Source organism: Microbispora sp. ZYX-F-249 (genome assembly GCF_039649665.1).
In the GTDB taxonomy this organism is placed as follows: domain Bacteria; phylum Actinomycetota; class Actinomycetes; order Streptosporangiales; family Streptosporangiaceae; genus Microbispora; species Microbispora maris.
The window spans coordinates 1-22,340 of record NZ_JBDJAW010000030.1; the positions used below are offsets into that span (position 1 = coordinate 1).

General features: G+C 72.2%; 22 protein-coding genes. 15 read left to right on the forward strand and 7 right to left on the reverse strand.

The window, feature by feature from the left end:
* The 4 genes from AAH991_RS28830 to AAH991_RS28845 all read left to right on the forward strand — a co-directional run.
* Positions 1 to 394, forward strand: a 394-nt coding sequence (locus tag AAH991_RS28830; RefSeq protein ID WP_346229061.1) for a cellulose binding domain-containing protein, incomplete at its 5' end; no start/stop codon positions are given.
* A 160-nt stretch (positions 395 to 554) separates the two neighbouring features.
* The gene (locus tag AAH991_RS28835) at positions 555 to 1,064 is read left to right on the forward strand and encodes an HAD domain-containing protein (RefSeq protein WP_346229142.1); all 510 of its coding nucleotides are present in this window, start codon (positions 555 to 557) and stop codon (positions 1,062 to 1,064) included.
* A 75-nt stretch (positions 1,065 to 1,139) separates the two neighbouring features.
* Complete coding sequence (locus AAH991_RS28840; RefSeq protein WP_346229062.1) at positions 1,140 to 2,030, forward strand: sulfotransferase family protein; 891 nt, start codon at positions 1,140 to 1,142, stop codon at positions 2,028 to 2,030.
* Entirely contained in the window at positions 2,027 to 3,202 is a 1,176-nt protein-coding gene (locus tag AAH991_RS28845) for a glycosyltransferase family 4 protein (protein ID WP_346229063.1), read from the forward strand. Before AAH991_RS28840 ends, AAH991_RS28845 begins: the two co-directional genes overlap by 4 nt.
* 112 nt (positions 3,203 to 3,314) lie before the next feature.
* Here the strand turns inward: AAH991_RS28845 and AAH991_RS28850 are convergent, their stop codons facing one another.
* The 3 genes from AAH991_RS28850 to AAH991_RS28860 are packed head-to-tail and all read right to left on the reverse strand — an operon-like array spanning position 3,315 to position 8,338.
* Complete coding sequence (locus AAH991_RS28850) at positions 3,315 to 6,068, reverse strand: bifunctional YncE family protein/alkaline phosphatase family protein (protein WP_346229064.1); 2,754 nt, start codon at positions 6,066 to 6,068, stop codon at positions 3,315 to 3,317.
* Positions 6,069 to 6,071: 3 nt separating this feature from the next.
* Entirely contained in the window at positions 6,072 to 7,427 is a 1,356-nt protein-coding gene (locus AAH991_RS28855; RefSeq protein ID WP_346229065.1) for an ABC-2 transporter permease family protein, read from the reverse strand.
* The gene (locus tag AAH991_RS28860; protein ID WP_346229066.1) at positions 7,424 to 8,338 is read right to left on the reverse strand and encodes an ABC transporter ATP-binding protein; all 915 of its coding nucleotides are present in this window, start codon (positions 8,336 to 8,338) and stop codon (positions 7,424 to 7,426) included. The genes AAH991_RS28855 and AAH991_RS28860 overlap by 4 nt, the downstream gene beginning before the upstream one ends.
* Before the next feature lie 378 nt (positions 8,339 to 8,716).
* On the opposite strand from AAH991_RS28860, the gene AAH991_RS28865 reads away from it, so the two are divergent.
* Positions 8,717 to 9,949: an alkaline phosphatase gene (locus AAH991_RS28865; RefSeq protein ID WP_346229067.1), complete on the forward strand. Its 1,233-nt coding sequence runs from the start codon at positions 8,717 to 8,719 to the stop codon at positions 9,947 to 9,949.
* Here the strand turns inward: AAH991_RS28865 and AAH991_RS28870 are convergent.
* Positions 9,938 to 10,936 (reverse strand): ArsR/SmtB family transcription factor, encoded by a 999-nt coding sequence (locus AAH991_RS28870; protein ID WP_346229068.1) that lies wholly within the window; start codon positions 10,934 to 10,936, stop codon positions 9,938 to 9,940. The two genes, AAH991_RS28865 and AAH991_RS28870, sit on opposite strands and share 12 nt — an antisense overlap.
* Before the next feature lie 265 nt (positions 10,937 to 11,201).
* On the opposite strand from AAH991_RS28870, the gene AAH991_RS28875 reads away from it, so the two are divergent.
* From AAH991_RS28875 to AAH991_RS28895, 5 genes are all read left to right on the forward strand, one after another.
* On the forward strand, positions 11,202 to 12,500 hold the full coding sequence (locus tag AAH991_RS28875) for an MFS transporter (RefSeq protein ID WP_346229069.1): 1,299 nt from the start codon (positions 11,202 to 11,204) through the stop codon (positions 12,498 to 12,500).
* Between the two features lie 41 nt (positions 12,501 to 12,541).
* Positions 12,542 to 13,105: a DUF4291 domain-containing protein gene (locus AAH991_RS28880; protein ID WP_346229070.1), complete on the forward strand. Its 564-nt coding sequence runs from the start codon at positions 12,542 to 12,544 to the stop codon at positions 13,103 to 13,105.
* A 278-nt stretch (positions 13,106 to 13,383) separates the two neighbouring features.
* Complete coding sequence (locus tag AAH991_RS28885) at positions 13,384 to 13,701, forward strand: lipocalin/fatty acid-binding family protein (RefSeq protein WP_346229071.1); 318 nt, start codon at positions 13,384 to 13,386, stop codon at positions 13,699 to 13,701.
* 99 nt (positions 13,702 to 13,800) lie between these two features.
* Positions 13,801 to 14,454 (forward strand): hypothetical protein, encoded by a 654-nt coding sequence (locus tag AAH991_RS28890; RefSeq protein ID WP_346229072.1) that lies wholly within the window; start codon positions 13,801 to 13,803, stop codon positions 14,452 to 14,454.
* Positions 14,451 to 15,431, forward strand: coding sequence for a nucleotidyl transferase AbiEii/AbiGii toxin family protein (locus AAH991_RS28895; RefSeq protein WP_346229073.1), 981 nt, complete (start codon positions 14,451 to 14,453; stop codon positions 15,429 to 15,431). The genes AAH991_RS28890 and AAH991_RS28895 overlap by 4 nt, the downstream gene beginning before the upstream one ends.
* A 5-nt stretch (positions 15,432 to 15,436) precedes the next feature.
* Here the strand turns inward: AAH991_RS28895 and AAH991_RS28900 are convergent, their stop codons facing one another.
* Positions 15,437 to 15,973, reverse strand: a complete 537-nt coding sequence (locus tag AAH991_RS28900; protein WP_346229074.1) for an NUDIX hydrolase family protein — start codon at positions 15,971 to 15,973, stop codon at positions 15,437 to 15,439.
* Between the two features lie 255 nt (positions 15,974 to 16,228).
* On the opposite strand from AAH991_RS28900, the gene AAH991_RS28905 reads away from it, so the two are divergent.
* The 5 genes from AAH991_RS28905 (at position 16,229) to AAH991_RS28925 (ending at position 20,201) form a co-directional block, all read left to right on the forward strand.
* Complete coding sequence (locus tag AAH991_RS28905; protein ID WP_346229075.1) at positions 16,229 to 16,516, forward strand: hypothetical protein; 288 nt, start codon at positions 16,229 to 16,231, stop codon at positions 16,514 to 16,516.
* A 178-nt stretch (positions 16,517 to 16,694) separates the two neighbouring features.
* Entirely contained in the window at positions 16,695 to 17,225 is a 531-nt protein-coding gene (locus AAH991_RS28910) for a MauE/DoxX family redox-associated membrane protein (protein ID WP_346229076.1), read from the forward strand.
* A gap of 46 nt (positions 17,226 to 17,271) precedes the next feature.
* Positions 17,272 to 17,835, forward strand: a complete 564-nt coding sequence (locus tag AAH991_RS28915) for a thioredoxin domain-containing protein (protein ID WP_346229077.1) — start codon at positions 17,272 to 17,274, stop codon at positions 17,833 to 17,835.
* 3 nt (positions 17,836 to 17,838) lie between these two features.
* Positions 17,839 to 19,659 (forward strand): ABC transporter ATP-binding protein, encoded by a 1,821-nt coding sequence (locus AAH991_RS28920; RefSeq protein ID WP_346229078.1) that lies wholly within the window; start codon positions 17,839 to 17,841, stop codon positions 19,657 to 19,659.
* A complete protein-coding gene (locus tag AAH991_RS28925; RefSeq protein WP_346229079.1) occupies positions 19,656 to 20,201 on the forward strand; it encodes a S26 family signal peptidase in 546 nt (181 codons plus the stop codon). Before AAH991_RS28920 ends, AAH991_RS28925 begins: the two co-directional genes overlap by 4 nt.
* A 38-nt stretch (positions 20,202 to 20,239) precedes the next feature.
* Here the strand turns inward: AAH991_RS28925 and AAH991_RS28930 are convergent, their stop codons facing one another.
* On the reverse strand, positions 20,240 to 21,097 hold the full coding sequence (locus tag AAH991_RS28930; protein WP_346229080.1) for a hypothetical protein: 858 nt from the start codon (positions 21,095 to 21,097) through the stop codon (positions 20,240 to 20,242).
* 63 nt (positions 21,098 to 21,160) lie between these two features.
* Positions 21,161 to 22,144: a patatin-like phospholipase family protein gene (locus AAH991_RS28935; RefSeq protein WP_346229081.1), complete on the reverse strand. Its 984-nt coding sequence runs from the start codon at positions 22,142 to 22,144 to the stop codon at positions 21,161 to 21,163.
* Between the last annotated feature and the right edge of the window lie 196 nt (positions 22,145 to 22,340).

Below are 22,340 nucleotides of genomic sequence, written 5' to 3' on the forward strand. Positions count from 1 at the left end.
CGGCCCGAACACCTCGCCCAGCCCCACCCCGCCGGTCAGCCCGAGCCCGACCCCGCCGGTCAGCCCGTCGCCCGGCACCTCCCCCGGCACCTCGCCCGAGCCGGGCGGATGCAGCGCGACGATCCGTACGGTCAACTCCTGGCCCGGCGGCTTCCAGTCCGAGGTCACCGTCAAGGCAGGCGCGGCGCTCAACGGCTGGACGGTGAACTGGACCTGGCCCGGCGGACAGAGCATCAGCAGCCTGTGGAACGGCACGCAGAGCGGGTCCGGCTCCAGCGTGACCGTCCGCAACGCCCCCTACAACGGCTCCGTCGCGTCCGGGGCGACCACCACCTTCGGCTTCACCGCCAACGGCAGCGCGGCCACCCCGACCCTCACCTGCACCAGGGCCTGACCTCTGTGGCCTGATCCCTGGGCCCTGATCTCTGGGACCTGATCCCTGGCGACCACACCGGATCCGGTTCGGACGACATGTCCGGCCGGATCCGGTTCGCGTTTCCGGACCTGGACGCCGGGTGGAGGGGCGACGCCGGCGGCGAGATGATGGCCGTGTGATGGACGGCGCGCTGCTGCTGCTGGACGTCGACGGGGTGCTCAACCCCGTACGGCGCTCCTCGCCGCGTTTCCGCCGGTTCGAGTGCGTGGTGGAGGGCGAGGGGTTCCGGCTGCTGCTCGATCCCCGCCACGGCGCCAAGCTGATCGCGCTGCGCCGGGAGACCGGCGTGGCGCTGACCTGGGCGACGACCTGGGGCGAGCGCGCCAACCAGGAGATCGGACCCAAGATCGGCCTGCCCCCGCTGCCCGTCGTCCCGATCGACGGCGACCCTCCCCGCCCGCACGGGGTGAACCTCAAGACCTGGCACGTCGCGGAGTACGTCCGCGGCCGGCCGTTCGTGTGGCTCGACGACGACCTCGGGCCGGCCGATCTGGAGTACCTGCACGGCCATCCGGGCGTCGGCGACTTCCTGGTCGTCGCCGTCGACCCCCGGGACGGTCTGGGCGACGCCCACCTGGACGCGGCCCGCCGGTGGCTGACCACCCCGCGGCGGCAGATCTCCTGGTGACAGTGCTGGGGTCACAGGTGAACGGGGGGTTGATTCTCAGGGAATTCCCCGGAAGCACCGGTAGATTCGCGGGCCATGACATGGCAGCGGAGGATCAACGGCGCACTCGTCAAGTTCACAGGGGTCCAGCTCACCCGTGTCCGGCCCGCCGCGCCGTCGTCGAAGCCCCCCGCGCCGGCTCCGGCGCCCGAGGAACTGGTGCGCCCACCGGCCGATCCGCGCGCCGACCGCCTCCTGGTCGCTCCGGTGTTCGTCATGTCCCCGGTGCGGTCGGGTTCCACCCTGCTGCGGTCGATCCTCAACGCCCATCCCGATCTGCACGCCCCGCATGAACTGCACGTCCGGCGGCTGACCGTCGGATTCGGCACGCCGCTGGCCCGCAAGGCGATGGAGGCGCTCGGCCACAACCAGGCCGACCTGGAGCACATGCTCTGGGACCGGGTGCTCCACCGCGAGCTCGTACGCAGCGGCAAGCGGACCATCGTGGACAAGACCCCCGCCAACGCCTTCGCGTACGCCAGGATCGCCGCCTGCTGGCCGGACGCCCGGTTCGTCTTCCTGCTGCGGCACCCCGCGTCCATCGCCGCGTCCTGGTACGAGGCGGACCCCGTCAAGCGCACCCGGGAGGAGGCCGCCGCCGACGCGCTGCGCTACATGAAGGCCGTGCAGCGGGCCAAGCAGGCCCTCACCGGCCTGACCGTCCGCTACGAGGACCTGACCACCGAGCCGGAGAAGACGACCCGCGCCATCTGCGAGTTCCTCGGTGTCGAGTGGGAGCCCGGCATGCTGGCGTACGGCGAGCAGAAGGTCGTGCAGAAGGGCCTCGGCGACTGGAGCGACAAGATCCGGTCGGGCACGGTCCAGCCGGGACGCGACCTGCCGGGGCCGGACGAGATACCCGATCCACTCAAACCGATCTGCCGCAGCTGGGGCTACCTGCCCCGTGAGGAGGGCGGCCGCGGATGAGGATCCGATACATGCTCCTGCACGCCTACGGCATGGGCGGCACGATCCGCACCGTGGTCAACCAGGCGAACGCGATGGCCGCGCTCGGCCACGACGTGGAGATCGTCAGTGTGGTGCGCCGCCGTGAGGAGCCGCAGTTCCGGCTGCATCCCGCCGTCGCCCTCACCACGCTCGTGGACCAGCGGGCCGGCGTGCGGGCCGACTCCCTCGGCCGCCGCGTGTGGCGGCGGCTGCGCGGCAAGATCGTGCCGTACGGCGAGTTCGCCGCGGGCTACTTCACCGAACGGGTGGAGAAGGCGGTCATCGACTACGTCTCCTCCCTGCGCGACGGCGTGCTCGTGACCACCCGCCCGGCGCTGAACCTGATCTCCGCGCGCCGCGCCTCCAAGGACGTCGTGCGGGTGGCGCAGGAGCACATGAACCTCGGCACCTATCCCGCGACGCTGCGCGCGGAGATCGTCCGGCACTACGGAGCGTTCGACGCGGTCACGGTGCTGACGGCCAGCGACCAGCGCGAGTACGAGCAGGCGCTGCCCGGCGCGAGGATCGTGCGGATCCCGAACGCGGTCCACTCGGTGAACCAGACGCCGTCCCGGCAGGAGCATCCCGTGGTGGTCGCCGCGGGACGCCTGGTCAAGCAGAAGGGCTTCGACCTGCTGCTCCCGGCGTTCGCCCAGGTGGTCAAGGAACATCCGGAGTGGCGCCTGCGCGTCTTCGGCACCGGCCCGAAGAAGGCCGCCCTGCGCGCGCTGATCGGCGAGCACGGCCTGTCCGGGCACGTGACGCTCATGGGCCGGACCGACCGCCTCGACGACGAGCTCGCCCGGGCCTCGATCTACGCGCTGAGCAGCCGGTTCGAGGGCCTGCCGATGGTCATGATCGAGGCGATGACCCACGCGCTGCCGATCGTGGCGTTCGACTGCCCGACCGGCCCCGGCGACGTGCTCACCGACGGGACCGACGGCGTCCTGGTGCCCTGCGGGGACGTGGACGCCCTGGCCGCGGCCCTCAACCGGCTCATCGCCGACCGCGACCTGCGGCTGCGCATGGGCGCCGCCGCCGCGGCGACCGCCATGGAGTACGCGCCGGAGAACGTGATGCCCCTGTGGGAGAACCTCTTCTCCGAGCTCCTGGGCGCCAGGACGGCCGGCGGCGCGCACGCGCGGCGCTGACCCGGCCACCCGCGTACGCGGCCCCGGCCGGTCTCCCGCCCCGTGCGGGGGCGGGAAAGGCCCCTGGCCGGCGGTGACGCCGGTCAGGGGCCCTCCGTGCGATCGGCCCGCGTCAGCCGTCGTTGTCCGACGACGGGATGTAGGCGCCCGGCACCCGGTCCGGCGCGTAGATCTCGCCGTCACCCGGGTAGGGCTTCTTGTAGTCGTGCGCCTCGTACCACGAGAAGCGGTTCATCTGCTCCGGGTTCCCGGAGTCGGCCCTGGCGTTGGGCCCGTTGAACGCCTGGTGCGCCTTCCAGGCGCCCCACTTCTTCGCGATCTCCTGCTTGTCCGCGGGCACCTTCGCCGACGGCGCCGCCGCGGCGGCCGGGTTCTGCGGCGCCGGGGTGTCCGCACCGCAGGACGGCAGGGTGGAGCCCGACAGCCCCAGCGTCAGCGACGTGCGGTTCGGCAGGGCGGTGAACGGGGTGTAGTCGGGCTTGTCGGTGAATGCCGCCGTCATCGGGGTGGCGGCGCTGTCCTTCTGGTTCATCGGCTGGATCCCGAGGATCTGCTCGATGGTGCGGATCATGGTGATTTGCGTGTAGTAGCGGCTGTCCACGGTGCCGTGCTTGGCCCAGGGGCTGATGATCTGGATCGGGGCACGGTGGCCGTCGACGTGGTCGGTGCCGGCCTGGGAGTCGTCCTCGACGACGAAGATCGCCGAGTCCTTCCAGTACTCGCTGTGCGAGATCTTGTCCGCGATCCTGCCGACGGCCAGGTCGTTGTCGGCGACCTGGGCGGCCCCGTTCACCGGACCGCCGGTGTGGTCGCTGGACAGCCAGAACATGTTGAGGTTGGCCGGCCCGTTGGCCTCGAAGTCACGCTTCCAGATCTCGTACCGGTAGATGTCCGGGACGCTGGTGTCGAACTTCGGGAAGCCGTGCACCGACACCTCGTCGAGCGACGGGATCGGCGAGGACGAGTTCAGGGTGTAGGCGGTGTTCGCCCCGGTGGCTTCCATGTTCTTGGTGTCGCAGTACAGGTTCTGCCAGGTGGCGCCGGACGGCTTGGCGAGGAACTGGTGGAACTCACCGAAGTTCCGCACGGTCTTGCCCGCCGCCTGCGCACCGGTCCACAGGAAGCCGGTCCGCTGGTGGCCGAGCGCGTCGTCCTCGGTGTCGTAGCTGCGCAGGTATTCACCGGCCGAGGACTCGGTGTACTCCGGGTTGTCGGCCTGCATCAGCCAGTTGTGGCCCTCGGCCGAGTTGGTGCCGATGTCGTAGGTGTTGTCGTACAGGCCGAACTGACGTGCCAGCGCGTGCTGGTTCGGCGTCACGTTCTCGCCGTACTGGGCCAGCGACGGGTCGCCGTTGCCCTGCGGGATGTCACCGAAGATCTGGTCGTAGGTCCGGTTCTCCTTGACGATCAGGAAGACGTGCTTGATCGTCGAGGGGTCCCCGAGACGCTTCGGGACCGCCACGGCCTTCTGCTTTTTGCCCTCGGCCTTCTTGACGTCGTTCTTGCCCCAGCCGTTCTGCGCGAAGACCTTGGCCGTGTACTTGGCGATCTCCCTGTCGTCCGGCGGCGTGAACCGCTGCAGGCTCGACGTCGTGTCGTGGGTGCCGTGCCCGGCGGCGGTGGTGGGGCGGCGGGCGTCGATGCCACGGGTGTTGGAGACCAGCACGTCGCCACCGACGGTCGTGATCTCCGCGGGGAAGTAGTCCGTCGGGAGCAGGCCGACGTAGCTCACCGGCTCCTGCGGCGTCGTGTAGCGGTAGACGGCGACCGCGTTGGCGCGGCCGAGAGTGACCAGCAGATGCCCGTCGTCGGTGAGCGTCACCGCGTCGGGCTCGTAGCCCACGGAGGCCTGCGGCCACGGCTGGGTGGCGATGGTCTGGACGACCGTGTCGGTGGACGTGTCGATGACCGACACGTCGTTGGTCGCGGTGTTGGTGACGAACAGCGCCCCGTTCTTGGCGTACAGGGCGGTCGGGTGCAGGCCCACGTCGATGCTCGCGGGCGCGCCGGACGGGTTCGCCAGGTCGATGACGCTGACCGTGCCGGTGGTGGTGGCGCCGGTGTCCGGGTCGGCCGGCACCTGGGTGCCGTAGGAGTTGATCGTCGTCTCGCCGGGCCTGGCCGGGCGGCCGCCCTCGTTGCTGACGTAGAGCTTGGTCCCGACCATGATCATGTCCCGAGGGGCGTTGCCCACGGCCCAGCTCTGCCGAACGGCTCCGGTCGCGGCGTCGATGGCGACCACCCGGTTCTGGCCGTTGACGGCCGAGTACACAGTCTTGCCGTCCGGCGAGAACACCGCCTCGCCCACCAGTGCGCGCTTCGAGCCCTGCGCGGCGATGGTGATGTTCACCGGGTCGGCCAGGCTGCCGTCCGGGTTCACGGTGAACCTGGTGTAGCCGTCGGCCCGCCCCAGCCACAGCTGCGAACCGTCCGGCGAGTACGTGGGGCCTTCCTGGCCCACGTCGTTGCCGCTGATGCGCAGGTTCGCCGCCGCGTTGTTGCCGATGAGCTGCTGCACCTTCCAGTTCTCGAGGTCGACGACGGCGAGCGCCAGCCCGCCGTCCGTGATCGAGGCCGCGAGGTGGGTGCCGTCCGGGCTGACCGAGGACGACATGATCTTGCCGTTGGCGATGACGAGGCGCTCGCCGATGGGGTCGATGTACTGGTCACTCGACACGACCAGGCCCTTGGGGGTGGTCTGGCCGACCTGCTGGGTGCCGAATCCGTCGGTGGACGCGTAGGCGATGCCGCCGCCGGTGACGACGAGAGCGGCGGTGGCGGCCGCGAGGAGGCGGGTCCGCCTTCCGGTGCGTCCGGTGAGGAGCCCGCGGGGGACCTTCGCGACGCGCTGACGCATGACGTGCATGGATCATTCCTTCGGGGTGCTTGCGAGCAGGTCGACGTTCCCGTCGAACTGCCAGAGGGGGTTGGGTGCGTCCCCGGCCGGGGTGCGCACCTGGAAGTAGCCGTTCACCTCCTTGGGTCCGTCTCCGTCGGCGACGTACCGCCCGTCCGCGGTGACGTCGAGCTGGTAGACGGCGGAGCCGACGGCGCCCGCGCCCGGGAGGTGCCAGGTCACGACGCACCGCCAGTCGTTGCCCGGTCCCCGGTCGAGGACCCGGGAACCACCCTTGTCGCAGGACGCGGACGCCCCCATCTGCGCCTCGGTGACGTCGGGACGATGGAGCTCCCGCGTCTGCAGCCGATAGAGATGGGCGTACGCCGTGGCGAGCGAGTCCTGCAGCTTCCCCTTCTCGATCCCCGAGCCCGTGGCCGGGGTCGTGACGGCGATCACGCCCACGGTGAGGACGACCAGCGCGGCCAGCGGCAGGACCGCCGCCACGACGACCCGCCGGCCCGACCCGTCGTACGCGAGGTCGGTGAAGTCGCGGCGCAGGAACAGCCGGTAGGCCAGCCCGGTGGCGGTGACCGCCCAGACCAGGCTCACCGCGAGACCGGCCAGGAGGGGGCCCGTCTGCGCCGGGCCGGTGAACAGCCCGCGCCAGGCGATGAAGGCGCCGTTCGGCAGGGCCGTACGCACCGCCACCGGCAGCGGGAGCAGCTGTGCGAGCTGCAGCACCAGGGCGAGCAGCGCGGGCATCAGCAGCCCCATCGGCGAGCGGCCCAGGGCCACCGAGCCGAGGAGCCCGACGGCGGCGAACGCCACCGTCGGCGCCAGCACGCACACCCAGGCGAGCAGAACCGTGGCTGCGGCGTCCCCCGGGGGGAGGAGATGGCCGTCCAGGCCGGCGAGCGGCCGGTTGCCGACCGCGACCAGGCCGCCGATGACGCCCGACGCGGCCAGCCCCGCCACCAGCAGCAGGAGCACGGTCAGGCTGGCGAGGCCCTTCGCCACGAAGATCCGTCTCGGTGAGCGGACCGCCACGAGGAGGTGGCGCCAGGTGCCCAGCCGGTCCTCGGCCGCGAAGACGTCACCGGCGACCAGCGCCGTCAGCAGCGGAAGCGCCCAGGTGCACGAGAAGTCGAGCACGACCAGCGCCCCCGCCCAGCCCGTCACGTTCATCCAGCGGCCGAAGACCGTGTCGGCGGGGAGCGAGCTCTGCAGGCTCACGGCGGCCACGAAGGCCGCCGGAGCGACCCAGCAGGCGAGCAGCAGCAGGCGGATGCGCCACTGGGAGAGCAGCTTGGCCAGCTCGAACCGGTAGCCGGGCAGCACGGGCGCCGGCCGTGCGCCGGCCGGGGGCCGGGTGACGGTCGCGGTCATCGCAGGTCCTCCCCGTCGGTCTGCGTAGGCACGGTCCCGGTCAGGCTGAGGAACGCGGCCTCGATCGGCGTCACCACGGGCGCCAGCTCCCGGAGCGCCACGCCGGCCCGCACCAGCCGTACGACCAGCTCGTCGACGGCCGGCACGGGCCCGTGCACCACGAGTACGCCGGCGTCGAGTCGCCGGGCGGGGTCGCGGCCGGGCGCGACGCGGAGCCCGGGGGTCTCCGACGCCAGCCGGCGGGCGGCCGCGGGGTCGGAGGTGAGCAGCCGGTAGTCGAGCTCGCCGCTCTCGGCGGCGAGCTTGCTCACCGGGCCCGAGAAGACGACCCGTCCGGTGGCGAGGATGGTCACCTCGGAGCACAGCGCGGCGAGGTCGTCCATGCGATGGCTGGACAGGACCACCGCGGTCCCGTCCGCGGCGAGGCCGGTGATGACGCGGTGCACGTGGTGCTTGCCCGCGGGGTCCAGGCCGTTGGCCGGCTCGTCGAGGACGAGCAGCCGTGGCTTGGTGAGCAGCGCCGCGGCCAGCCCGAGCCGCTGGCGCATCCCCAGTGAGAAGCCCCGGACACGGTCGTCGGCGACGTCGGTGAGCCCGACCTGCTCCAGCGCGTCGCCGACGCCGGTGGCGCCACCGGCGTCGTGCCGTCCCAGCGACGCCAGGGCCGAGAGGTTCTGGCGCGCGGTGAGCGAGGGATAGAGCCCGGGTCCGTCCACGAAGCCCGCGACGCCGTCGGGGACGGCGAGCGTCCGCCCGACCGGCGTATTCAGGATCTCGAGGCGACCGCCGTCCGCGACCGCCAAGCCCAGCAGCAGACCGAGGAGCGTCGTCTTGCCCGCGCCGTTCGGGCCGACCAGGCCGTGGACCTGCCCGTACGCCACGTCGAGGTCGACGCCGTCGAGTGCGACCACATCACCGAAGGACTTCGTGATCCCGCGAGCCCGGACTGCCGGGCTCCTGTGTTCGTCGCTTTGTTGCATCCGTGTCCTTCCTCGGCAGCCGTCACCCGGTCGCAGGTTCGGCGATCGGTACGGCAGCGAGAAAGTTAGCTCCGCTAAGGATGCGGGACGGTGTGCATCGCGACAATGAAGGGTTTATGCCGCGTGAACAGATATCGCGATCAGCGGGAGACCTGGTCCGGCGTGGTTAAGGATGGTGCCGGGCCACGTTCACCTGGTGATGGTTTTCTGCCCGTAATATCCCCGTCTTGCCAACGGATAGTCACTTGGGGGTTCTATATGGGTTCCTCCCGCAAGCGTCTGCTGCGGCTGCTTGCTCCTACGACGGCTGTGGCTACGGCAGCGGTCGTCGGCGCGGTCCTCGATTCCGTTCCGTCCGCGAACGCCGCCACCTCCGACCACGGCGGCGGCCGGGCACGCAGCGTGATCTTCATCAATGGTGACGGCATGTCCGCGGCCCATCGTGAAGCCGCGAGGCTCTACCTGACCGGCCTCGGCGGACAGCTCACCATGGACAGGCTTCCGGTCTCCGGGCAGCTGACCACCAGTCCGCACGACCCCGCGAGCGCTGTCACCGACTCCGCCGCGGCGGCCACCGCCTGGGCGACGGGGACCAAGACCTACAACGGCGCCATCAGCGTGGACGTCAAGGGCAAGCCGCTGCCGATCCTGGGCCTGCAGGCCAAGGCGGCGGGCAAGTCCACCGGCCTCGTCACCACGGCTCAGGTGACCGACGCCAGTCCTGCCGCGTGGTTCTCCCGGACCGCCGACCGGGCGGCCCAGGACGAGATCGCGCGGCAGTACCTGGCGGTCAGCAAGCCGGATGTCATCCTCGGCGGCGGCGAGGACTGGTGGCTCCCGGCGGGCACCCCCGGCGCGTGGCCCGACAAGCCCGCCGAGGATCCCGGCGAGGCCAGCAAGGGAACCAAGGGCAACCTGATCGACCAGGCCAAGCGGGCCGGCTACCAGTACGTCTCCACCGCGAAGGAGCTCGCCCGGGCGAAGCGGGGAAAGCTGCTGGGCCTGTTCGGCAACGAGGAGATGTTCCAGCAGCGGCCCGAAGGCCAGGGCGACGTCTACGCTCCGGCCGTGGACCTGGCCACCATGACCAGGAAGGCGCTCGACACCCTCAGCACCAACAAGAAGGGCTTCTTCCTCTTCGTCGAGGAGGAGGGCATCGACGAGTTCGCGCACGAGAACAACGGCACCCGCGTGCTCCAGGCCATGGCATCCCTGGAGAAGGCCGTCAAGGTCGCCAGGGCGTACGTGGCCGCGCACCCCGACACGCTTCTCGTCGTCACGGGCGACCACGACTGCGGCGGCCTCACCGTGGAGGACACCTCCGGCAGCGACGAGAGCGGCAGCGACCCGTCGACCGAGGACGGTCCGTTCCCGATCCACGGCAGCGATCTCACGTTCGTCATGGACTGGACCACCACCGGGCACACCGGCGCGGATGTGCCGGTCACGGCCCAGGGGCCCCTGTCCACCCTGTTCACCGGCAAGCACCCCAACACCTACGTGCACAAGGTGCTCTCCCGGGCGCTGACCTCACGTCACTGAACGGCCGCTCGTCGCGCCGGCCAGCCGGTCGCCCAGGGAGCTGCGCCGATAGAGCACCTGCCGCCCGTCGCGGGCCCGGGTGACCAGGCCCGTGGCGTACAGCACGCGCAGGTGCTGGGACACGGCGCTCGGGGTGACCCTGAGGCGGCGGGCGATCTCGACGGTGGGCAGCGGCTCGCCGAGGAGGCCGAGCAGCCTCGCCCTCGGCGCGCCGAGAAGCGACACGAGAGCGGTCTCGTCCGCCACGGGCGCCGGGTTCCAGAGCGTCGCCACGCCGCGGCTGGGATAGACCAGCGTGGGAGGCTCCTCCGGGAGGACCGGGGGCGCGGGCTTGTGCGCGAACACGGACGGCACGAGCAGCAGTCCCCGGCCGGCCGCCGCGACGCGGAAGCTGCCGATCATCTTGTCGACGTGCAGGACGCCGTGGTCCCAGCGCAGGTTCGGGTGCATGCCCGCGAACAGCAGGCGGGCGCCTCCCACGGCGAGCTGCCGCGCCCGGTAGGTCATGTCGGCCTCCAGCACCAGCCGCATCTGCGGCCACATCGGCCGGACTGCGATCTCCCAGTAGCGTCCCAGGAGGTCGCAGACGGCGTCCCGGAGCCGTACGACCGGCGCGTCGGCGGCGGCGGCCGCGTCGCGCAGCGGCTCGGGCAGCGGATCCGGCGCGTGCGCGGCGAGCAGGTCGCGGCGGACCAGATCGGGAGGGGTCCGGCCGACGACCGCCAGCTCCTCCTCGAAGTGCGGGGCGAAGGTGGCGGGCCTCGGGGTCAGGAAGTCGGGGACGGTGAACCTCCTGGCGACCAGGGACATCAGCAGGCCGGTGTCGAGCCCGCCGAGCCTGCCGAGAACGGACCTGCGCCAGGGCAGGTGCATCGCGGACAGGCCCGGGTCGCGCAGCACCCGCAGGCTGAGCACCGTCTCGGTCAACGGCGAGAGGGCGAACCTCGTGTCCGCGAGGTCCTCGACCCCGAGCACAAAGCTGATCATTAAGCTCGAGGCTACATCCATTGGCGGCGAAAGACCCGTGGCGTGAACTTCTGTCCGTGATCCACGCATTCCTCGAACGACCCACGGCGATCGACGCCGGCGCGACCGCCGCGACCGCGGGTGACACGACCCGCCCTCCGGCACGTCGGCCCGCTCTCGGCTCCGGGCAACTCCGGCGCCCGGCGGCGTGGCCGATCCCGGCCGGGCAGGTGGGCGCGCGGGAGCCGGGGCCCGATCCCGCGCGGCGCGGGCCGGGGGCCGGCGCATGAGCCGCCCGGTGCTCGCGATCCTGACCGTGACCTGCGCGGTGGCCGTGGGCAACGTCTATTTCCCGCAGGCCATCGTGCCGCTGGTCGCGGCCGGGCTGCGTCTGGCCCCCGACGCGGGCGCCCTGGTGGTGACCGCCACCCAGGCCGGCTACACCGCCGGGATCGTCCTGCTCGTCCCGCTCGGTGACCGTCTGCCGCACCGTCCGTTCCTCGTCGCCCTGCTCGCCCTGACCGGCCTGGGCCTGCTCGCCGCGGGCAGCGCGCCGGCCCTGCCGTCCCTCGTCGCCGCCAGTGCCCTGGTCGGCCTGACCACCGTGGCCGCGCCGGTCGTCGGCCCGCTGGCGGCCGGTCTGGCCGCCCCCGGCCGCCGGGGAGCGGTGATCGGCACGCTGCTGAGCGGGTCGACCGGCGGCATGCTGCTGGCCCGGACCTTCAGCGGAACCCTCGGCGAATGGCTGGGCTGGCGGGCTCCGTACCTGGTGGCCGCGGCCCTGGCGCTGCTCCTGGCGGCGGCCCTGGCCGTCACGGTGCCGGTGACGGCGCCTGTGGAGGAGCCGGTGAAGGGGCCGGTGAGGGGGCCGGTGAAGGGGCCGGTCACGACCGCGTCCGCCCGCCGGCCGTACCTCGCGCTCCTGGCCGGACCGCTGCGCCTGCTCCGCACCGAGCCGGATCTGCGCCGTTCCTGCGCCTACCAGGCGGCCGTCTTCGCCGGGTTCTCGGCCGTATGGACCTGCCTGGCGCTCCTCCTCACCGGCCCGGCGTACGGGCTGGGCGCTCAGGCCGTCGGGATGCTCGCCCTGGTCGGCGCGGCGACCATGCTGTGCACTCCCCTCGCCGGCCGGCTGGTGGACCGCCATGGACCCGATCCGGTGAACCTGGTCTGCATGCTCGGGGTCCTGCTGTCGGCCGCGATGCTCGCCGCCGGGTCCCTCGGCGGCGCCGGGGGGCTGGCCGCGCTGGTTGCCGGCACACTGCTGCTCGACGTCGCGATGCAGTCCGGCATGGTCGCCAACCAGGCCCGGATCTACGCCCTGCGTCCCGACGCCCGCAGCAGGCTCAACACGGCCTACATGACCTGCGCCTACCTCGGCGGCAGCGCGGGCTCCTGGCTCGGCGTGCGCGTCTGGAGCGCGGCCGGCTGGCCGGGCGTGTGCGCGCTCGCCGGTCTGCTCACCGCACTCGTCCTGACCCGTCACCTGCCGGCCGTGTACGGCCCCGGCCCCCGTCGGCGATCGGCGGGGACACGGGAGGCCCGGGGGGCGGCACGACCGGAGTTCCGCCGGTCGCGGCGATAACCGGTTGCCCGCTCCCGCGCGGCGTGGGGACACTCGGCGGCATGAGCGTTCCCTACCGGCAGATCCGTGCCGCCTACACCGAGGAGGCCGTCACCGTCTACCAGGCCTACGATCCGGCCATCGCCGGCAGAGCCGTCGCCGCGCAACGGTTCGTGCCGCCGTTCAAACGCGAGCGGATGACCTGGATCAAGCCGTCGTTCCACTGGATGATGTACCGCAGCGGCTGGGCCGCCAAGCCGGGCCAGACCCGCGTGCTCGCCGTCGAGATCACCCGCGACGGCTTCGAATGGGCGCTCGCCCGTTCCTGTCCCAGCCATCCCGGTCCCGGCGACGACCGCGCCATGTGGGCCGCCCGGCTCCGCGACAGCCCCGTCCGGATCCAGTGGGATCCCGAGCGTGACGCCCGCCTGAACCCGCTGCCGTACCGGTCGATCCAGATCGGCCTGTCGCGGGAGGCCGTCGACCGCTACGTCGACCAGTGGACCGTGTCCATCACCGACATCACGGACACGCTCGGCGCGATCCGGGCCGGCGCCACCGCGCCGCCCGTGGAACGGCCCTATCCGCTGCCGCCCGCCCTCGCCGCCGTCGTCGGCGCCGCCTGAGCGGGGCGCCGCCCGCCTGCCTGTGCCAGACTGGGCGATCGCGGTGGCCGTCGCCGTCGCCGTGGCGGCGTCCGAGGCCGACCTGTCCCCCGGCCGCTTCCTCGACGCCGTGCTGGACCACACACCGCCCGGCGGCGTACGGGACGGGATCGGCGCGGCCCGGCGGCTGCTCCCGGTCGCCGATCCCCTGCTCGCGGCCCGCGCCGTGGGCAACGGCCGGAAGACGGCGGCGCACGACACCGTGCCGTTCACTGTGTGGGCGGCCGCCGCCGGAGCGGGTGTGGAGCGACGACGATTGGGCGGTCATCCGGCGCGGCCACCGGCCCGTGGGCATGGACGACCGGTGGTCCGCCTACATGGAGGGCGACACGCTGCACCTGCACCGGAGCTGTACTGGTCACCAGATCTACGAGGCCCGCTTCGGCCGGATGCCGGGTGGCCGGTCCGTGGTCGCCGCCCGGGTCGAGGCCGGCCGCGAACGGCACCGGCGGGTCGGCGACGCGTACGACCGCCTGCTGCTGGAGCTGCTCGTCGACACGATCCTGCTGGAGCGCCCCGGCCCCCGCCGCTGGGACGAGCCGGCGTCCCTGCGGTGAGGCGGGCGGCCGTACGGCCGGCTTAATCGCGATGCCGCACGCCCGTGCGCTCGGTTATCGCGATGCCGCACGCCCGTGCGCTCGGTTATGGTCGTCGTCATGCCACACTCCCCCCGCATCGGGCGCGTGCCCGTAAGCGGCCCGGAGTTCAGGGGCGTCTTCGACATCCACCTGACGGTGGCCGCCGACGACGTCGCGCCACTCGCCGCCTGGGCGCGGGAGAACGACGCCAAGTTCACCCACATCGTGCTCGAGCGTGGGACGGTCCGCTCCCAGCCGATGCTCACCGTCCGCGGCGCGGGCACGCTCGGCGAGCAGATGACGGCCGCGGCCACCCGGGCCGCGCGGTTACGGGACGAGGGGTTTCCCGTGCTCCGGGTCAAGATCGAGGCGGCGCCCTGGAACGAGGACGTCCCCCGGACCGCCGAGGCCGCCGCGACCATGCCGGGCCGCTACTTCGAGCATCACGTCAAGGTCGCCGTGCGGGGAGATTTGACGCCCCTCACCGAACTCGCCGTGACCCACGGCGCGCACGTGTCCCGGAACGCCCGCCGGCGGCGCGACGACGGTTCACACGAGCGGTTCGTCACGCAGCGGTGCCGGGGTGTCGCTCTGTCCACGGCCGGCCGGCGCTTCGAGGCGCTGCTCGCCGACCTGGAACGGCACGGCTACGCCGTGCTCGAAGCCGAACGCGAGTTCGTCGTCCACGACGACAACCCCGGTGCCGACCACGGCTGGATCGAGGAGAGATGACGTCGAGCTGGGAGCGGTTCCCGTATGTCTCCCTCCCCGGGGGAGTCACCGTCCCGCCTCGCGGGACGCCGGACTTCCCGGAGACCTACCTGCCGGTCGTGAACCGGCCGGGGATCCGCCAGCCGCCCATCTTCGATCCGGCGCTCAAGCAGTTCGACCGGGCCTTCCGGGCCGGCGAACCGGTCTTCGACGATCCGGAGACGGGGCGCGGGTGGCGGCGTGCCCGGCGCCGGGCGATCGACCACCTGGTCCGGGTCGTCGCCGAATCCTCTTGGCAGGAGAACCTCGTGCTGCGCGGCAGTCTGCTGCTCGAGGCGTGGGTCGGCGGGGAGGCGCGTGAGCCGGGCGATCTCGACTGGGTCGTCGTCCCGCCCACCGTGGACATGGACAGCCCGCTCACCGCCGCGATGTTCAAGGGCGTCATCGCCGCTGCCGTGGCCGGGCCGGCCGACGGCGCGGTGACCTTCGACCCGGGCGACGTCGCGACGGACGAGATCTGGACCTACGACCGCGTCCCCGGGCGGCGCCTGGTGTTCGTCTGGCGGGCCGGCGACCTTCCGCCGGGGACCGTGCAGCTCGACTTCACCTTCAACGAGCGCCTGCCCGTCCCGCCGGGGCTCGCCCTGATCCCGCGCACCGGCGGGGGCGAGCCCACGCCGGTCCTGGCCGCCTCCCCGGAGCTGTCGCTGGCCTGGAAGCTGCTCTGGCTGGCCACCGACGACTACCCGCAGGGCAAGGACCTCTACGACGCCGTCCTGCTCGCCGAGCGCGTCCGGCTCCCCCGCGGCCTCCTCGACGCGGTTCTGCGCGACGCGCTCCGCGAGCGCCCGGCGAGCCGGTTCGGCCCGGAGACCGTCCGGACCCTGCAGGTGGACTGGGACGAGTTCCGCGCCGAGTATCCGCACGTCACCGGGGCCGCCGGCGACTGGCTGGAACGGCTGGCGCGGGCGCTCGGCCCCACTTTCGCGGAGGGATGACCCCGTCAGGTCAGGCGGCCGACGTGGGCCAGGGCCTGCTTGAGCAGCACGCCCTGGCCGCCGGTCATCTCCTGCTGGACGATCGGGGAGGCCGCCTCCTCCGGCGTGAACCACTCCAGGTCCAGGGCGTCCTGCCTGGGCCGGCAGTCACCGCGTACGGGGACGATGTAGGCCAGGGAGACCGCGTGCTGCCGAGGGTCGTGGAACGGCGTGACCCCCGGAGTGGGAAAGTACTCCGCCACGGTGAACGGCGTCGGCGAGACCGGCACGCTCGGCAGCGCCACCGGCCCGAGGTCCTTCTCCAGGTGGCGCAGGAGGGCGTCGCGGATGCGCTCGTGGTAGTACACCCGCCCGGACACCAGCGCCCGGCTCACGGTGCCGTCCGCGCCGATCCGCAGCAGCAGGCCGACGCGGGTCACGGTGCCCGTGTCGTCCACGCGCACCGGCACGGCGTCCACGTACAGGATCGGCATCCGGCCACGCACCGACTCGATCTCGTCGGGGGCGAGCCAGCCTGGCGTCGTTTCGGTCATTTCGGTCACGGGTCGATCGTACTTGCCCAGGCGAGAGGTGGTTCGCAGGTCGGCGCAACCCGCACCGCGCCCCCTGCCACCCGCTCCGCTCGACATGCCGGCGGCGACGGGAGGCCCTGTGCCACGCGGGGTCACCCGGTGGCCACGTTCACCCCTGCGTCGTGTTCTCCAGCCATGCCGGTTCCATGCGCATGATCCCTACGTTGGCCGTATCGCAGCAGTTCGGCTCCCGCGAGGGGGCCGCCGGAAGAGAGAAGGCCAATTGTGATTGGAACCGTCCGGTCGCTCGCCGACCGAATGCTGGAGCGCCTGGTCCCCTCGACCCGGGCCGAGGCGGCGCCGTGCAGCGTGGCCTGGGAGCTGTACCAGTGCCCCGGCAACCCCTATCCCACCACCGGCCTGAAGCAGGTCAAGAGGTGCGGCAGCACGGTGACCGTGCTGCAGACCCTGCCGTGTGGCACGTCGATCTGCGGTGGATACGGCCGGTACGGAGACTTCACTCCCTGGTACCCGTGCCCGTGCGTGAACACGCCGTACAACACCTGCCCCTGATCGGGCCGGATGACCTGACGGTCCGGGGCTGACCGGGTTCGGGAGCCCTCCGACGCGCAGAGGGTGCCGTGACCGGTGAAACGGTCACGGCGCCTTGACCGCTCCCGGGCACGCGGGAGGAAACAGGGGGTCGCGAACGGGGAAAAGTCGCGGCGCCCTTATCGGATTAGGGGTTTTGATGGAGTATGTCCTGGTCTGCTGCCGCCTTCTGATCGGCGCGGTCTTCGTGGCGTCGGCGGTGAGCAAGGTGCGAAGTCGCAGCGCGTACACCTCCTTCCGCAGCGCCGCCGGGGAGCTGGCGCCCAAGGTGCCGCTGATCCCGCGGGCACTCGTGCCGCCCGCGGTCATCGCCGGTGAGCTCACCGCGGCCCTCCTGCTCGCCGTCCCGACCACGGTCGGCGCGGGGTTCGTGATCGCGATGGCGTTGCTGGCCGCGTTCACGGCCGCCATCACGATGGCGGTGCGCTCCCGGCGGCGGGTGGCCTGCAACTGCTTCGGCAGCTCGTCCACGCCGGTGGGACCGGCTCAGCTCATCCGGAACGGCGTGCTGCTGGCCGCCTCGTCGACCGGGGCGGTACTCGCCTTCGGCACCACCTCGCCGGCCCTGGAGCCGATCGGTGTCTTCACGGCGACGGTCGCCGGCCTGCTGGGAGCCGGCCTGGTGCTGCTCACCGAGGACATCGCCGAACTGTTCCAGCCGTTTGCCTGATCCGTCGCCGAGAGCGGCGACATGACCGTTGAACTTGGGGGTTGTCGTGTTGAACATCGTGGCGGTGCTCGTCGTCGCCGTCGGCGTGCTGTGCGTCCTTAACACCGTCCTCACCCTGGGCATGGCCCGGCGGCTGCGGACCCAGAACGAGCTGTTGGCGAACCCCTCCAGGTTCATGCCGGGAAATCACTTCCCGCCGGTGATGCGGGTGGCGGGGGAGCGGACGAGCGCGTTCAGCACCACCACCGTGGACGGCGCGCCGGTCGATGAGACGTTCTTCGATGAGACCTCCGCGCTGGTGGCGGCGTTCTCGGTCGGCTGCGCCGCGTGTGAGGAGCGGTTCCCCGAGTTCCTCCAGTTCGCCGCGGCCTTCCCCGGAGGGCGGGAGCGGGTCCTGGCCCTGGTGATCGGCGCCGAAGGCGCCGAGGAGAAGGCCGAGCTGCTGAAGCCGGTCGCCACCGTGGTGGTGGAGGACACCCACGGCGGCCCGCTCTCCACGTCGCTGGGGACCACGGCATACCCGGCGCTGGGGATCATCGAGCCCGGCGGTGTGGTGCGCGCCTCGGGCACGCTGATCCAGGATGTGGCGATCGCCCTGGAAAAGGTCTGATCGATGCGCGGGATCGTCGAAGCGTTACGGCTGACTTGGCGCGCCAGCCCGTGGTTCACCACGGTGTTCGTCGCGCTCACCCTGCTGACCGCGCCGATGCCGGTGGTGACGGCGTGGCTGACCAAACTGGTGCTGGACGACATCATCGCCGGAGCCGAGCCCGGCGCGGTGCTCGGCAAAGCCGTCGGACTCGCCGCCGCCGGCCTGGCGACGGGCCTGATCCCGAATCTCACCCAGTACGCCTCCCGCGAGACCGAACGCCGCGTCGGACTCCTGGCCCAGGAACGCCTGTTCACGGCGACCGAGCGGTTCGTGGGGATGGCCAGGTTCGAGGACCCGGTCTTCCTCAACCGGATCCAGATGGCCATGCAGCACGGCGGCAGCACCCCCGGCGTACTGGTCTCGGCCATCCTGTCGACGGTCAGCTCCGTCGTCACCGGCCTGGGCTTCCTCGGCTCGCTGCTGGTCATCTCCCCCTGGATACCGGTGGTGATCCTGGCCTCGGCCGTCCCGGTGCTGGCCACCGAGATGTGGCTGGCCCGCAGCCGGGCGGACCTGTCGTGGCGGTTGAGCCCCATCGAACGCCGGGAGATGTTCTTCCGCGACCTGCTCACCAGCACCCAGGCCGCCAAGGAGATCCGGCTGTTCGGCATCGGCGCCTACCTGCGCGAGCGCATGACGACCCAGCGGCGCAGGTCCAACGTCGAGAACCGGCGGATGGACCTGCGCCAGATCAGCGCCCAGGCGCTGATCGGCCTGCTCGGCACCGCGGTGGCGAGCGGCACGCTGTTCTGGGCGGTGCTGGCCGCGGCCGGCGGCGACATCAGCATCGGTGACATCTCCCTGCTGGTGGCCGCGGTCGGCGGCGTGCAGAGCGCGGCCACGTCGCTGGTGCACACCGTCGCCGGTTTCCACCAGCAGTTGATGCTGTTCGACCACTACCTCCGGGTCGTCGCCGCCGGGCCCGACCTGCCCGTCGCCTCCCCGCCCGCGGCCATCACCCCGCTGGAGCACGGCATCGTCTTCAAGGACGTGTGGTTCCGCTACTCCCCCGACCACCCCTGGGTGCTGCGCGGCCTGAACCTCACCATCCCGAACGGACGGACCGTGGGGCTGATCGGACGCAACGGCGCCGGCAAGAGCACTCTGATCAAGCTGCTGTGCCGGATGTACGATCCCGAGCGCGGCGCCGTCCTGTGGAACGGCGTGGACCTGCGCGAACTGGACCCGGCCGAGCTGCGCGCCCGCATCGGCGCGGTCTTCCAGGACTACATGGAGTACGACCTGACCGCCGCGGAGAACATCGGCCTGGGCGACCTGGCGTACGTGAGCGACCGCGACCGGATCGTCGCCGCCGCCGAGCGGGCCGGGGCGCACACGTTCGTCGAGCGGCTGCCCCGCTCCTACGACACCCTGCTGTCCCGGCTGTTCTTCCAGGGGGACGACGTCGGGGGCGCCGACGACGGTGCCGGGGTGGTCCTGTCCGGAGGCCAGTGGCAGCGCCTGGCGCTGGCCCGCGCCCACCTGCGGTCCGGGCGCGACCTGATGATCCTGGACGAGCCCAGCTCCGGTCTGGACGCCGAGGCGGAGTACGAGATCCATCACAAGCTGCGGCAGTTCCGGACGGGCCGCACCAACGTGCTCATCTCGCACCGGCTCAACACCGTGCGCGACGCCGACCTACTGGTCGTGCTCGACGAGGGGGTCGTGGCCGAGCGAGGCACCCACGAGGAGCTGATGGCGTTGAGCGGCGTCTACGCGAGCCTGTTCTCCATGCAGGCCGAGGGTTACCTGGACGCCCTTCCCGAGCGGGCCACGCGGTGACCGGTCCGCTCCTCCTTGTCATCCTGCCGCTCGCGGCCGTCGCCGCCGCGATGGTCTGGGCGCGCCGGAGCCTGCTGGCGGCGGACGTCCTGGGCACCAGCATGCACCCCACCTACCGGTCCGGTGACAAGGTGCTGGTACGGCGCCTGCCCGGCGACCGGGTGCGCCCGGGGGACATCGTGGTGGCCGACATCGCGGTCGTCGCGGAGGACGGGCCGACGCTCCTACCGGGGAGGACCGTCCGGGAGGAGCACCGCGAACCACGGCTCCGCCTGGCCGACATGGGCGGCCGGTCCGCGTGGCCCCCGGGCGCCGAGGACACCGTCAGCCGGATCGTCAAGCGGGTCGCCGCCGTCCCCGGGGATCCGGTCCCCGACTCGGTGCCCCGGCGGGCGGGGGAGACCCTGGTCCCGGCGGGGTGCCTGGTCCTCCTCGGCGACAACCCCGATGAAAGCGTGGACTCCCGCCATTTCGGCTACGTGCCGGCGAACAGCATGGTCGGGAAGGTGATCCGTACCCTCTCCGGGGGGATCGGGCGCTGAACCGGAAGCCGTCCCGCCGGCCGAATCGGAACGCGACTTCATCCGCGAACAATCCTTGGGAGGCCGCGGGCGCGGACCGCGGTGTTGTGACGCCAGATCCGGGCGTTGACATCGGCGGGCGCCGAACCCTCGGGGAGATCCGCCAGGACCTCGCGACGGGCGATCCCGGCGACGGCGACCCGCCGCCGGAAGTCGGGGAAGATCTGCACTTCGCCGTCGCCCCAGCGCAACGGGCTGTCCGACGCCTCCAGATAGACGTAATCCATGCCGTGGCGCGCGTCGTCGCCCAGCATGGCGACGTCGACGGCCCACTCGCGCAGGCGCGCCGGCGGGGCACGGAAGACCAGCGCGCCGCCGATCCGTTCCACGGCGGCGCCGTGGTCGGCGGCCGGCGGCTCCCAGGCGGGCCACCGCCGCAGCTCCCGGCACTCGCGGACGCGCTCACGCGTACGGGTCAGCTCGGCGTCGAGGCCCCAGGTATGCCAGCGGACCGTGCCGGCGGAGGGCGCCCGAGCCGCGAGCCGGCGGAGCAGCTCGCGGACCCCCTGCCGCTTCAGCGTCGTCAGATGGGCCGGGACCAGCACGATCGGATCGGCCGGTTCGGCGTCGAACGGGTTCGGGTCGAGGTGCGGCCGGTCGATGACGACCGCGGTGCCCGGCAGACGCTGGAAGGACAGGCCCCACAGCAGCCTGCCCAGCAGGCGGGCGCCGTGCACGTCCGAGAGGATGTGCCACGTCTCGTGGAAGCGGTTGGTGGAGAACCGGGCCCGCGACCCCGGCCGCAGGGTGATGACGTTGTAGTCGCGGCCGTCCGCCCGGACCGGGCGACGGTGCAACTTGAGCCCGTCACCGGCGCGGGCCGCCGCGCCCGGCCTGGGTCCCTTACGCCCCCGCACGTCTCACCGTCGTCTCCTCTCCAGGCTGTGGTCCCGTTCATGAAAGCGCCGCGCGGGCGCCCGTCACAACTGGATTAGCCCGGGCCGGTGCCGGTGGTCCTCCTCGTGCGGGGGACCCAGCGGGCGGGCGAGCCGGGGGTGCGGTTCGCGCCGCTCCAGCCAGTGGGTGGTCGACAGGGTCGCCCGCTCGATCATGTCGGCCGTACCGCGGAAGTCGACGGGCAGCACCTCGACCGGGCACAGCGGCGGCAGCACGTGCAGGCGGGTCCGGCGCGTGTTCTGCCTGATCGAGGCGCTGATGCGCTGCTCGCTGAGCAGGTTGTAGCCGTGCAGGGCCATGGCGATCGCGGTCGACGGGGCCGCCGGCAGATGGCAGGAGAAGCCCGGCGCCAGCAGGTACGCCTCGTCGGCGCCCGCGTCCACGGCGTAGTCCAGCGTGGTCAGGTCCGCGACGCCGCCGTCCATGAGCATCCGGTCCCCGATCGTCACGGTGGGATACAGGGCCGGGATCGCGGTGCTGGCCAGCAGGGCCGGCAGCGCGGGCCCTCGCGACAGGATCACCGGCCGTCCCGTCCGCACATCCGCGGTGAGCACCGACAACGGCGTCCGCGTCTCCTCCAGCTGCCGGATCGGCAGGATGCGTTCGAGGAACCGCCGCAGGGAGGAGTTGTCGAACAGGTAGTTGCGGCGGCCGAGCATCGCCGCGGCCAGCGTGGCGGGGTTCAGCGGGAAGGTGTAGTTGAGCACGCCGAGCGCCTGCAGGGCTCCCCGCACGGGGTGGAAGGGCAGGTTTCCCGCGAGAGCGCGCAGCACGTCGGGCCCGCTCACCGGGTACACGTCGTGGCTGCTCACCGACAGCCACAGCCGGGCCAGCTCCTCCACGCCCTCCGCATCCGGGCGTGCGGCGTAGTAGGCGCCGTTGAGCGCCCCGATCGACGCGCCGACCACCATGTCGGCGCGGATCCCGTGCGCGGTGAGCGCGCGGAGCATGCCGACCTGCGCGGCTCCCAGGCTGCCGCCTCCCCACAGGATGAACGCCGTCGTCATCGGCCGCTTCCCCACGCTCCCCCGGCCCCGGTCCCCCTTCCTACCCGTACGCCCTTGTTTCACCCGCCGTCCGGAGAGGTGAGGGTTACGTGAGACGTGGGATTTTCGCCGGGCGCTTGTTTATCCTGCCGGGGGCGACAGTTGAAAGGCAGGAATCCCCCCGATGGCCTATGCCGACAAGATCTCTCCCATCCTC